This is a genomic window from Paraburkholderia sp., from assembly GCF_036488795.1.
Lineage (GTDB): Bacteria > Pseudomonadota > Gammaproteobacteria > Burkholderiales > Burkholderiaceae > Paraburkholderia.
Genome location: NZ_DASXHA010000058.1, coordinates 1 through 12,096, shown reverse-complemented (window position 1 = coordinate 12,096; position 12,096 = coordinate 1). Strand labels below are relative to the sequence as shown.

Below are 12,096 nucleotides of genomic sequence, written 5' to 3'. Positions count from 1 at the left end.
GGCTGATAGCGTCGTCCGATGCTTCGGTGAGGTGAGGGAAATATTTCGTCGGTGCGACATCGATGGCATCGATGTCGAACCGTTTGAGCAGGCGAGCGATCTCCGCGTCTTCTGCGACATCCCACGCAATGTTCGAGATCGAGAGCCTCATGCTTGGACTCCCGAATTCGCCGTCGCGGGCAGATGGCGGTAGCTCATCGCGGACTGCTCATGCGCGACGAACACGACCGACAAAAAGACCGGAAAGAACGGCATTCGGCTACCTCTCGAACGTGGCTTCGTCAAGTGCGGCGAATTGTTTAAGCTGTAGGCGAAAAGCGCCCCTCGATGCGTTGATCCTACGGAAGCGCCCGCTTCCGGGCCGTGCGCGAGCGAACATTCCATGCCAGATAGGTCAGTGTCGGAAAAGCTGGCTTGCCCGACGCCGCGCACCGGGTCGGTGCGGCGATTCTCTAGCGGCGCCCACCGGAGGGGGCGACTCAGGCGGGCGGCAGGACGTGCTCGCGGAACATTTCCCGCAGCTTGAGTTTGTGCAGCTTGCCCGTAGCGGTATGCGGCAGTTCGTCGACGAAGACGACGTCATCCGGGATCCACCACTTTGCGACCTTGCCCGCGAAGAATGCGAGCAATTCAGCGCGCGTCAGTTCGGCATCCTTGCGTCTGACGATGACGAGCAGCGGCCGCTGGCACCACTTCGGATGCGCGCAGGCAACGCAGGCCGCTTCGGCGACCGCAGGATGGGCAATCGCCACGTTCTCCAGATCGATCGAACTGATCCACTCGCCTCCCGACTTGATGAGGTCCTTGCTGCGGTCGGTGATGCGCATGAAACCGTCGCGGTCGATGGTGGCCACGTCGCCGGTAGGTAACCAGCCGTCGACAAGCGCCGAATCATTCTTCTGAAAATACCGCTCGATGACCCACGGACCGCGCACGTACAGTTCGCCGAACGCGACGCCGTCCCACGGCAGTTCGCGTCCATCGTCGCCGACGATTTTCATGTCGACGCCGTAGATCGCATGCCCCTGTTTTTCGCGCAGCCGGCGCTGCTGTTCCGGCGGCCGCTGCGACTGTTCCCAATTGAGCTTCGCCAGCGTGCCGATCGGCGACATTTCGGTCATGCCCCAGCCGTGAATGGCCTCGACACCGTAGTCTTCCTCGAAGCTGCGCAGCATTGCCGGCGGGCATGCCGAGCCGCCAATCCCCGTGCGTTTCAAGGTCGAAGGCCGCACGCCCGCTTGCTTCATGTAGTCGAGCAGGCCGAGCCAGACGGTCGGCACGCCGTTGGAGCAGGTCACGCGCTCCGCCTCCATCAGTTCGAACAGCGACTTACCGTCGAGCCGGTTGCCCGGCAGGACGAGCTTGGCGCCCGTGAGCGGCGCGGCATGCGCGATGCCCCAGGCGTTCACATGAAACATCGGTACTACGGGCAATACCGCGTCGCGCGCGGACAAGCCCATCGCGTCGGGCAAGGAGGCGCCGAACGCGTGCAAGACGGTCGAGCGATGCGAATACAGGGCGCCCTTGGGATTGCCGGTCGTGCCGGAGGTGTAGCACAGGTACGATGCCAGCCGCTCGTCGAGGAGCGGCCAGTCGAACGCACCGTCGTACGCTTCGAGCAACGTCTCGTAGCTGGTCAGCGGCGTGGTTGATTGCAGCGCTGGCAGTTGCGCGTCGTCAGCGAATGCAATCCAGCCGCGTACTCGCGGACAGCGCGGCGCGAGCTCGTCGATCAGCCGCGCGAAGGTCGTGTCGAACATGACGTAGCTGTCGCTGGCGTCGTTGATGATCCACGCGATCTGCTCGGGAAAGAGCCGCGGGTTGACGGTATGGCAGACGGCGCCGAAGCCTGTCGTGCCGTAATAGGCCTCCAGATGCCGGTAACCGTTCCAGGCCAGTGTGGCAATCCGTTCGCCCGGCTGCACATTGAGTGCAATCAGCGCCTGCGCCAGTTGTTTCGCGCGCTTATCGCAGCTTCGATACGTGTAGCGATGCAGGTCGCCTTCGACGCGGCGCGATACGATCTCCGTATCGCCGAAATGCCGGGCGGCATGCGCGATCAGCGAGGACACGTTGAGCGGCACGTCCATCATCAGTCCGAGCAGCGGTGGCGTGGTCGTGTTCATGGTCTCCTCCGCATTCATGGCCTGGCGCGCGACAGTGTGATGCCATGCATGCGGCACCGGCCGCCGGGATCAGCCGGCAATCCACTTGACTCCTTGACTCATGTGCAAGTCAAGGCAATTGGCAGGTTCTGTCTCCGTTCGCTGCACCTCTCCCGTCATTGCCGGGTACGTTCCGGCGTGCGGCACGCCAGGGTTTCACCTCATTGGCTCACTCCAAGGCGATGCCGAAGCGGGCGTCGCCGACCGGCAGCAGCCACTCAAACAGGGCGATTCAGAATTTCTCCACCCATGGCCTGACTTCGAGCTCCCAGGACCAGGCGCTGCGGTGCTGACGCAGCAGGTCGAGATAGCATTGGGCGATGGCGTCGGGGTCGAGCGTGCTGTCCGGCTGCTGCGGCGGGTCGGCGCGGTGCTCGGCGCGCACGCTACCATCCACGACGATATGCGCGACATGGATACCCTGCGGCGCCAACTCGCGCGCCGCGCTTTGCGCGAGACCCCGCAATGCGAACTTGCCCATGGCGAAAGGGGCGGACAGCGCGAAACCCTTGACGCCCGCCGTCGCGCCCGTCAGCAGGATGGCGCCCTTGCCGGCCGGCACCATGCGCTTCGCCGCCTGTTGCACCGTATAAAAGGCGCCCAGCGCCGAGACGGCGACGGCCCGTTCGACAGCCTCGGGATCGAGTTCCGCAAGCGGGCCACGGAGCCGGCCGCTGGCGTTGTAGATCACGATCTCCGGCGCGCCGATCCGTGCCTCCGTTTCCGCAAAAAGCCGCTCGACCTGGGCGGCTTCGGCGGCATCGACGGGCAGCGCAAGCGCGCCCGTCTGCTCGACGAGCGGCGCCAGTTTGTCGATATTTCGCGCGGCGACCACCACCGGCAGGTCGGCGGCACGCAAGAGCCGGGTCAGCGACCCGCTGATGCCGGACCCGGCTCCGATGATGAGTGCGCTGCGATAGGGGAGGTCGATCATGGCTTCACCGTGGGATGGGTTAGGGACGCTTTCGGGCGCGCGTCTTGTCCGATATTGGATCAGCAAGGCGGAGCGTTGCCATAGGGCACGACCTGGCCGTGGGTGCCGGGCAGGACGAGCGGCGGGACGATTGAAGTTGTAGAAGGGCCGGCCCGGAAGATCAAGAGAGAACTTTGCGAGGCGCCCGGCAAGCGTCTCGCGCAAAGCAAAGCGGGACGCGCGCGCCTGCCGTCGCTTCAGCGGTGCCGCTTCGCGCCAGGCCTCTAACCTTGTCTCTAACGCACTTGCGCTTTCGGACCGCCGGGCGTGGCCGAGTAGCCGTCGTTCAACGTCTGCAAAAACGCGATGACGTCGCGAATCTCCGCTTCGTTCAGCGCGGGCTTCGCGCCGAACCTGCGGTCCAGCGGCGCGTCCGCGAAGTCGATGTTGACGCGCTCGGGCGGCGGCAGATCGTCGAATTTGTCGACCTTGCCGTTGGCCAGCTTCGGATACCACTTGCGCGGATTGGTGTCGCGCTCGACGTAGAAGTGCATCACGTCTTCGAGGTTGTGAAAGCGGCCGTTGTGGAAGAACACCGTGCGGGTCGCGACATTGCGCAGCGTCGGCGACTTGAACATGCCGCAGAACCCGGTTTCCTTCGCCAGATCGTGACGATAAGGACCGCACAGGCCGAGGTCGAAGTATTTCGGATCGCGGTTGGCGGGGATTTCCGGGTTGCGCGGCACACCGAGGGCGGCGAATGAAAAGTCCGCGAACTGCGCCGGACGCCCCCCGGGCCCAGGCGCATCCAGATGACACTTGGCGCAATTGCCCTTGTCGGGATTGTTGAACAGCGCATAGCCGCGCAGTTCCTGCGCCGTAAAGTCCGCGTGGCCCGACATCGCCGCATCGAACTTGCTGGTATACGGATGGAAGCTTGCGTCTTCGGTCTGAAACGCTTCGAGCGCCGCGCCGATGCGTGCGAAGGCCTGAGCGGTTTGCGTAAAGATCTGCGCACCGAAGACCTTTTTGAAGGCGTCGGCATACGCGCTGCGCTGCAGCTTCGCCACGACCTCGGCCGCGCCGCCGTTCGCCATTTCGTTGGGGTTGAGCAGCGGCATGGAGGCCTGCTCGTGCAGCGACGCAGCGGCGCCGTCGCGCATGAAGCCGCCCGTCGGCCCTTCGTCTTCGGTATCTTCCGAGGCCGGCGTATAGAAGTGGCGGCTGAACAGCGGGGTGAAGCTCAGGTAGCGCAGCGAGGGCACCGAGCGCGTGCCCGGCTGGTGCATGTCGGGGCCGCCCAGTTGCACGGCAAGGCCGTTCGGCGGCCCGTATGCGCGCGCGGGGCTGTGGCAGTTCGCGCACGACATTTTCCCCGATGCCGACAACGATGCATCGAAGAATAGCTGCTTGCCGAGCTCGGCCTGCGGACTCAACGCCGCCGGCGCCGCGGGGTAGCGAACCCACCGTTGAAGCGATACTTTCGCGCCGCTCGTCGGCGCCACAACTGCCGCCGCACCCATACCTGCAAGCGACGGGCTGGCCGCCGGCGGCTGGATCGTCGCGGCGAGGCCCGGGAGCACGCCGAACGCGAAGCCCGCGATCGCCACGACCGCCAGTCGCGTCGCCGCTTTGAAGCTATGTCGAATCATCTGCATGCCTGCGTAACCTGAACGGAAAATGGCGGAGCCAACGGCTCCGCCATTGCGTCGATGCCTCGACCGGTCAGAAATTGAACATCGCCATCAGATCGCCGATCGATGTCGTATTGACCGGCAAATACGGGCTCTGTGTCGACGTCACCGGGTTGGGCAGGCGGTCGCGGCTACGCGTGGAGAGCGGCTGCATGCGCCAGTTGCGCTCGATGAATTTGAGCAGCGACGCGTGATCGTAATACGTGTGATCGACCATCCCGGCGCGGGCGTACGGCGACACCACCAGCAGCGGAATCCGCGGCCCGTCGCCGAAGAAATCGAGGTTCTGGATGGCGCCGGTGTCGAAGTGGCCGCCGCCTTCGTCGGTGGTGATCAGGATCGCCGTATGGGCCCACAGCGTCGGATTGGCCTTGACGTTGGCCACCAGCTTCTGCAGGAACGCTTCGTAGGTGGCGGGCGCCGAATAGCCGGGGTGGCCGCTGTCGAGGTTCTTCGGCACCACGAACGACACAGCCGGCAGGGTGTTGTTCGCAATGGCATTGTTGAAGGTCGTCAGGTCGCTCAGGTTCGCCTTCAGCGACGCGGTGCCCATCACATTGCTCGACGCCACCAGCGGATCGCCGATGACGTTGTACTGCGCCGCCTGCGCCGCAACCGCTGCGGCTGCCGCAGGCAGGTGATCCGCCAGCTCCAGAAGCTCGGTCTCGGCGGTCACGTCGGCCGCGTCGCGTCCGCCTGTGTACCAGCTCCACGACACGCCCTTGGCCGCCAGCGCTTCGGCGATGGTGGGCACCGTTTGCGGCGGGTAGTTGAAGTTGTTCGGACCGATCGGCTGGACGTTGCCGTTCAGGTCGAAGCCGGGGTTGTAGTTGTTGACGAGGTAGTACTTGCCCGCATCGCAGTTGCTCGCGACATTCTTCGTCGCAAGGAAGCTGAGAATCGCGCCGACACCGGGTTGGCTCGCGTCCGAACAGTTCACGTAGGAGCCGCCTTCGTAGCCGTCCTGCGTATAGAAGTTCGCCGTTTGCGGCATCGGGTTCGGGTTTTCAATCTGGTTCGCCGGCGGCGTCGCAATGGCGCCGGCATTGTTGAAGAAGGGTTCGTCGGCGGTGGCGATCGAGAAGAAGTTGGCGCCGGTACCGCCCATGATCGACTGGTGGTAGTTGTCGCTCACCGCGTAGGTCTGCGCGAGCGACTGGAAGTACGGCGCATCGCCGGTCGACATGTTCATGAAGCCCATCAGTTCGCCGCCCTGCGACGGATTCTGCGGCGTAATGCCGGTCGTATCGCCGCCCTGGCCGACCGTGGTGGCGACCCACGTGAACATGTCGTGCTTGCTGTTGTCGCCGCCGGTTTGCTGCCACATCTGGAAGAAGCGGTGGACGGGGTCGCCCGTCATCGAAAACAGCGTGAGCAAGGGGGCGACGGAGGTGATCTCCTGCGCGTACGGCACATATTTGGAGATCTGGAACGGCCCGTTCGGCAGTGTGGCGGGGAAGCGCGTATCGGGTGTGCCGCCGCCGGTCGTGAAGGTCTGGAGGTTTTCGATGCCGATCTGCTCCGGCTGCGGCAGCGTCGCGAAAGGCGTCGTACGGGTCGGATTGAGCGTATAGGCGGTTTGCGTCGCGCCCTGGTTCTGCACGGCCTGCGAGAAGTTCGGACCAGGCGAGCCGTCCGCATTGATGATGCCTTCCGACAGCAGGTTCCTGACCGTCTGGCCGGCAGGCGCTACGTAGCCGCCGAACAGGCCGTCGAAGGTCTGGTTCTCGCCGACCACTACGATCAGATGCTGGATCGGCGTGGTGGTCGGGCCATTGCTCAACGCCAGCGCAGAAGTCGCGGCGGCGGCGGGCATGACGCCGGATACCGCGCCGGTGGGCGGAATCGAAATCTGTGCGCGGCTCGCGTCGGTGCCGGCGGCGACCGTGCCGGCATGCACGGTGAAGTGCGCGATATCGAACAGGTTGTCGAGGGCGTTGCTCGAGTTCGCCTGATAAGGCGTGCCGATCGGATCGGCGACGACATTGGCCGGCACGTTGAACGCGCTGAACAGCGGCTGCAACGCGGCCGCGACGTCCGCGTCCGCCTGGCCGATGCTTGTCGCTGAAATCTTCGCCGACCTGATTTGCGCGCTTGTAGGCGCGCCGTTCGGCACGATGCCCAGTACGCGCTGGGTCAACAGCGACGTGAACGGATTCAGATTGGCGACCGCCGACACGGTCGTATTCGACGTGGGCGCCGGATCGATCACCGCCGACAGCGTGGCCGGCGTGCCGTCGACATCGTTGAACGGCGCGGTCAGGATGAACGGCGGCTTGCCTGTCATCGAAACGGTGAACTTGCCGGTCGCATCGGTGAGGCTCGATTGCGTGGTGTTGCCGTCGCTGTCGGTGACCGTGACGCTCACGCCGACCACCGGCGCGCCGGAGGCGGCGACACCTGTCGCGCTGACGCTAGCGGTTTGCGAACCATTGTTATCGGAGCCGCCGCAAGCGGCGAGCGAAAGCAGTACTCCCAAGCAGGCTAACGTCGAGGCGCGCTGTTTCATGGTGGTGAAGGCTTAGTCGTGTGGGTTATCTGTCGTTGTGTTTTTGTGCGCCACACTGGAAGCTCGCGTGTTGCAGCGGGCCCAGTTGGCGCCGAGATCATCACAACGCCATATGACAGCGTTGTGATGATCTCCGGCAGATTCCTCTACGACGTGGCCGGTTTCCGCGCGGAAAGCGCAGCTGACAGGCGGATCGACGATTGTTCGCAATGCATGACAGCAGCAATCGGTCAGCGACTCATCAACGCCCGTTGATATTCAGGGTGGGGCACCCGAGTCGCGCTTTAAGCGGGCAACACGAGGTTGCGCCTGATGCACGCCGGAGCGTTTCAACGCCGCGGCGGGGTGACGTCAAAGGCCTTTCATGACCTCACGCGCTCGCAACCGGAGCGGCTTTGGCAAACAGTTTCGCCGCTTCGTTGCCATGGGCCAACGCGCGCAGCGCAAGGGTGAGTGCCAGCTGCGCCTCGTGGGCGACGCCGCTACGGTCGTCGTCGAAGTGCTTGACGGCATGCCGCATATGATGGGCTGCCTGCTCGTGAAGCTCCGCTGCCATGGCGTGATGCCCGGCGGGGCTCGGGTGGCTGGCCGCGGAACCGGTCAATGCTGCCGCTCCGGGTGGCGCCGCGATGCCCTGTGCACCGGCGTCGTGGGCGCGATCTATCGCGTGCAGGCCATGGCCGTGGGCCATCATCGCGTCGTGTGCCGCATGTGCATAGTCTTTGCCCGCCTCGAAATGCCGCGACGCCCCGTGGTGATAGCGCGCTGCCTGCTCGTGATGTGACGCGGCGGCTTCGAGATGTTCCTTCTTGCTGTGTTTCGTGCTCATGGCGACTCCCGTTGGACTGTCTGGGTCACTTCGACGACGGTTCGAGGACGTGGTGACAGGTCGAATCCGCTCGATCCGAATTTACGCGCTTTCGTGTTCGGGATGACGTTTTTGTGGCAGCGCCCGGCGGCTGACCTGCCTGACCACGTTGCGCGAAGTCTCACTTGCAGGTAAGGGAAATGTTGCATATTATTTCAACGTTTCCTGCATACGCCCGAATTTCTGTAATATTTTTGCCTTGATTCGAGCGACACGTTCGACCCCTCGCCTGGGTTCCGGATCCGATGAAACGGGGCGGTACGGCTTAAGCGAGCAGGTCGCCGGACAAAGGGCGGCATGCCAGGAAAAACTTACTAAAAGCAACCGGTATTACGCCGCGGTGAGCATTGATTGCGAATCGTCGAGCTTTGAGCCCGTTCTCTTGGCGCAACGGACTCTTCGGGCGGCTGCCGGTCACTTCTTTCGTTGTTTCCTGGAGGCGTGCGTGAATATCCATTCCGTGGCAAGTAGCGTGGCGGCACAGACGTATCAGCAACCGGTGTCGTCGAACTCGAACACCCTTCAATCGATTGAGCGCGTCGCGGGCGACGTGGCCGATGTCGCAGCGAAGGTGCTGCCCGTGGTCGGTCTGGTAGGCGGCATCATCAATACGTTTGCCTGAGCGGAAAACAGAAGGGCGGATTGCCCCGCAACCGGTGCAATCCGCCCTTCATCGTATTGATTTCAACTGGCAGCGCCGTCTGGGCGCTGCAATTCTTAGCTCCATCGACCAGCAGACGGCGCGCGGATCTCAGGCCGCCTCAAACCCCTTCGGATTCTTTTCCTGCCAGCGCCAGTGATCCGCGCACATCTGCTCGATGCCGAACTGCGCCCGCCATCCCAGCAGTTCCGCTGCCGCAGCCGGATCGGCATAGCACGCCGCCACATCGCCGGGGCGGCGCGCGACGATCTCGTACGGCACCGGACGGCCTGAGGCCTTCTCGAACGAACGCACCACATCGAGCACGCTGTAACCCTGGCCCGTGCCCAGATTCACGACGAAGCTCGCATCGTGCCTGGCGAGCGCGTCCAGTGCGGCCAGGTGCCCACGCGCCAGATCCACCACGTGGATGTAGTCGCGCACACCCGTGCCATCCGGCGTCGGGTAGTCGCCGCCGAAGACACGCAGTTTTTCGAGCTTGCCCACCGCGACCTGCGCCACGTACGGCATCAGATTGTTTGGGATTCCTGCGGGATCTTCGCCGATCAAACCGCTTTCATGCGCGCCCACCGGATTGAAATAGCGCAGCGTCGCGATGCGCCAGGCCGGGTCCGAGACTTCGAGATCGCGCAGCACCTGCTCGGCGATCAGCTTCGATTGTCCATACGGATTGGTGGCCGACAGCGGGAACGACTCGTCGATCGGCGAGCTTTCCGGCACCCCGTAGACGGTCGCCGACGAGCTGAACACACACTGCTTCACGTTGCGATCGCGCATCACGCCAAGCAGCGCGAGCAGGCTGCCCACGTTGTTCTGGTAGTACTCGATCGGCTTCGCCACCGATTCGCCCACCGCCTTGAGTGCCGCAAAATGAATCGCGGCCGTGACCGGATGCGCATCGAAAATGCGCTTGAGCGCGGTTTCGTCGCGCGCATCTGCTTCGTAGAAGGCGACCTTCTTGCCGGTGATCTGTTCGACGCGCTTAAGCGATTCGCGATTGCTGTTAACAAGATTGTCGATCACGACGACCTCATAGCCGCCATTCAACAGTTCGACACACGTATGCGAGCCGATAAAGCCCGCGCCGCCCGTTACCAGAATCGTGCCCTTCGTGGTCATGCTGTGCTCCATTAAAGTGAAACACCCGTCAAGTTGCGAATCAGGTCTTTATATTTTTCGACGACTACCCGCTCGTCGAATTCCGCCGCGACTTTCTGCCGGCCGCGTTCACCCATGGCGCGGCGCGCTGCGCCGCTCATGTCCAGCATCTGTGCGAGGCGCTCGGCGAGACTTTCCGCATTGCGTACCTCGCACAGCAATCCATTGACGCCGTGCGCGACGACTTCCCGGCAACCGGGCACATCCGTCGCGACGATTGGCCGGCCCATTGCCGATGCTTCCATCAGCGTGCGCGGCACGCCCTCGCGATACGAGGGTAATACGACACAATCCACAGCGGCGATAAATGGCCGCACATCGTGCGCCTCGCCGAGGTATTCGATCACGCCTTCCTGCGCCCACGCGGCGACTTCTTCGCGCGTGATCGCACTGGGATTATCCACGCCGACCGGTCCGAGCAGCCTGAAGCGCGCATGCGGATAGCGGGAACGCAGGCGGCGCGCCGCCTCCACGTATTCGCCCACGCCCTTGTCCCACAGCAGGCGGCCGATCAGCACGAAATCGAACTGCGGCTTGTCCGGCAGCGGCGTGAACGCAAACTGCTCGAGATCCACGCCTTCGCCGTGCAGCAGACGGGCACGCTCGGGATGCGCGAGCAGCTTCTGATCGACGAATGCCGCCTGATCGTCGCGATTCAGAAACCACACCTCGCGCGGAAAACGGAACGCGAAACGGTAGAGCTTTTTGGCGACCTGTGCGGCACGGCTTGGCTGGATGAACACGTAACCCAGGCCGGTTGTGACCGCAACCGAATCGACCCCCGCCAGCTTCGCCGCAATCGAACCATAGATATTCGGCTTGATCGTGTAGTGAAACACGAGATGCGGCCGGATCGTCCGGTAGTGGCGGTAGAGCGCCCACAGCGTGCGCAAATCGTCGCGCGGGTTGGTGCCTTTCGATGCCACCGGCAACTCGATGCAACGGCAACCCATGGCGCTCAGCAGATCGAAGGTGCGATCCCGCGGCGCGAGCACCGTCACTTCGACGCCGCGTTCCACCAGCGTGCGGATCAATCCCTGCCGGTACGTATAGATTGCCCACGCAGTATTGCAGACGAGTGTAATGCGCAGCGAAACCTTGGGAACGTTGGACTTCATGGCAGTTTGACAGGGGTATTTAAGGTCGTTCGGGTGGCTTCATGAGCGAGCCGCGGACTCGCGCGCAAAGGCCCGACGATGTTACGCAGCCGCGCGTTCGTCTGGAAGCGTCAGCGCGTGTCAAGCGTCACTTGCCCGCGCGGCGCAACAGCATCCGCTTGAGCGCCTGTAAGGTCCGGTAAGGCGTGACCAGATGCAGCAGGTTTTTGGCGAGCCCCAACCAGTCGAACAGATTGCCCACGTTGAAGTAACGCAGTTGCAGCCGCAGCGTCGAAGTCACCTGGCGGCGCCGCTTCGTCGCGCTGATGCCGCCTTCGTTCAACTCGTAAAAGAGGCCCAGTTCCGGCAGATTCGCGCAGTCGTAGCGTTCCATCAGCCGCAGGAACAAGTCCAGATCTTCGGCGGAGCGATAAGCGGCGCGGTAGTTGCCGACGGCGCGCACCGCGTCGATCCGCAACATCATGGAAGGGTGCGCGAGGCAACTGCGATAAAAGCGCAGGCGGCGGATCGCGGCCGGCTCGGCGGGCGGCGTCAGCATGAAGAGCGGCTCCCCGTCGCGCGTCACCACCTGCGTCCACATGCCGAGGCCCGCAACCTGCGGATGCGCCTCCAGATAGGCGCGCTGCTTCGCGAGCCGGTGCGGCACCGCCAGGTCGCCCGCGTCGATGCGCGCGGCGTAGCGGAAGCCGCGCTCGGCAAGCGCGTCGATGCCGGTCTGCAGCGCCTTTTCGATGCCGCTGTTGTGCGGCATGCGCAAGACTTCGATGGACAGGTTCGGCAGGGCAGGCACGACGATGGCGGGCGTGCTGCCATCGTCGACGATCAGCACGTGGATCAACGCGTCTTCGCTGAACGATGCCAGTGTGCGTTCGACGTCGGTCTGGCCGTTGTACGCCGGGATCAATACCGCGACGTCGTCAAGCGTCGTCGCCGATGTGAGTGGCGGCGAACTCAACGAGCCGGAGGGGCGTTGCGCGGATGCGGGTGAATGCGTCATGGGCGCAATTTGA

Annotated in this window: 9 protein-coding genes; 1 reads left to right on the top strand and 8 read right to left on the bottom strand. The window is 63.8% G+C overall.

Features of this window, described 5'->3' with window-relative positions:
* Positions 1-479: 479 nt before the first annotated feature.
* From VGH41_RS07280 to VGH41_RS07260, 5 genes are all read right to left on the bottom strand, one after another.
* Positions 480-2,126 carry a 3-(methylthio)propionyl-CoA ligase gene (locus VGH41_RS07280; RefSeq protein ID WP_331596684.1) on the bottom strand — a complete coding sequence of 549 codons (1,647 nt, stop codon included), beginning with the start codon at positions 2,124-2,126 and terminating at the stop codon, positions 480-482.
* A gap of 271 nt (positions 2,127-2,397) precedes the next feature.
* On the bottom strand, positions 2,398-3,099 hold the full coding sequence (locus tag VGH41_RS07275) for an SDR family NAD(P)-dependent oxidoreductase (protein WP_331596683.1): 702 nt from the start codon (positions 3,097-3,099) through the stop codon (positions 2,398-2,400).
* Between the two features lie 275 nt (positions 3,100-3,374).
* Positions 3,375-4,730, bottom strand: coding sequence for a cytochrome-c peroxidase (locus VGH41_RS07270; RefSeq protein ID WP_331596682.1), 1,356 nt, complete (start codon positions 4,728-4,730; stop codon positions 3,375-3,377).
* A 73-nt stretch (positions 4,731-4,803) separates the two neighbouring features.
* Entirely contained in the window at positions 4,804-7,251 is a 2,448-nt protein-coding gene (locus VGH41_RS07265; protein ID WP_331596681.1) for an alkaline phosphatase family protein, read from the bottom strand.
* Positions 7,252-7,651: 400 nt separating this feature from the next.
* A complete protein-coding gene (locus VGH41_RS07260) occupies positions 7,652-8,110 on the bottom strand; it encodes a hypothetical protein (RefSeq protein ID WP_331596680.1) in 459 nt (152 codons plus the stop codon).
* Between the two features lie 484 nt (positions 8,111-8,594).
* Here VGH41_RS07260 and VGH41_RS07255 point away from each other — a divergent pair, with 484 nt between their 5' ends.
* Entirely contained in the window at positions 8,595-8,771 is a 177-nt protein-coding gene (locus tag VGH41_RS07255; RefSeq protein WP_331596679.1) for a hypothetical protein, read from the top strand.
* A 129-nt stretch (positions 8,772-8,900) separates the two neighbouring features.
* Here VGH41_RS07255 and galE read toward each other — a convergent pair whose 3' ends face one another.
* From galE to VGH41_RS07240, 3 genes are all read right to left on the bottom strand, one after another.
* A complete protein-coding gene (galE, locus tag VGH41_RS07250; protein ID WP_331596678.1) occupies positions 8,901-9,929 on the bottom strand; it encodes a UDP-glucose 4-epimerase GalE in 1,029 nt (342 codons plus the stop codon).
* Between the two features lie 11 nt (positions 9,930-9,940).
* Positions 9,941-11,086 (bottom strand): glycosyltransferase family 4 protein, encoded by a 1,146-nt coding sequence (locus VGH41_RS07245; protein WP_331596677.1) that lies wholly within the window; start codon positions 11,084-11,086, stop codon positions 9,941-9,943.
* A 127-nt stretch (positions 11,087-11,213) separates the two neighbouring features.
* Entirely contained in the window at positions 11,214-12,083 is an 870-nt protein-coding gene (locus VGH41_RS07240; protein WP_414696620.1) for a glycosyltransferase, read from the bottom strand.
* Between the last annotated feature and the right edge of the window lie 13 nt (positions 12,084-12,096).

Excerpts from the sequence above, each read along its gene's own strand:
- VGH41_RS07280 (WP_331596684.1), bottom strand. The coding sequence starts at position 2,126 with ATGAACACGACCACGCCACCGCTGCTCGGACTGATGATGGACGTGCCG.
- VGH41_RS07275 (WP_331596683.1), bottom strand. The coding sequence starts at position 3,099 with ATGATCGACCTCCCCTATCGCAGCGCACTCATCATCGGAGCCGGGTCC.
- VGH41_RS07270 (WP_331596682.1), bottom strand. The coding sequence starts at position 4,730 with ATGATTCGACATAGCTTCAAAGCGGCGACGCGACTGGCGGTCGTGGCG.
- VGH41_RS07260 (WP_331596680.1), bottom strand. The coding sequence starts at position 8,110 with ATGAGCACGAAACACAGCAAGAAGGAACATCTCGAAGCCGCCGCGTCA.
- galE (WP_331596678.1), bottom strand. The coding sequence starts at position 9,929 with ATGACCACGAAGGGCACGATTCTGGTAACGGGCGGCGCGGGCTTTATC.
- VGH41_RS07245 (WP_331596677.1), bottom strand. The coding sequence starts at position 11,086 with ATGAAGTCCAACGTTCCCAAGGTTTCGCTGCGCATTACACTCGTCTGC.
- VGH41_RS07240 (WP_414696620.1), bottom strand. The coding sequence starts at position 12,083 with ATGACGCATTCACCCGCATCCGCGCAACGCCCCTCCGGCTCGTTGAGT.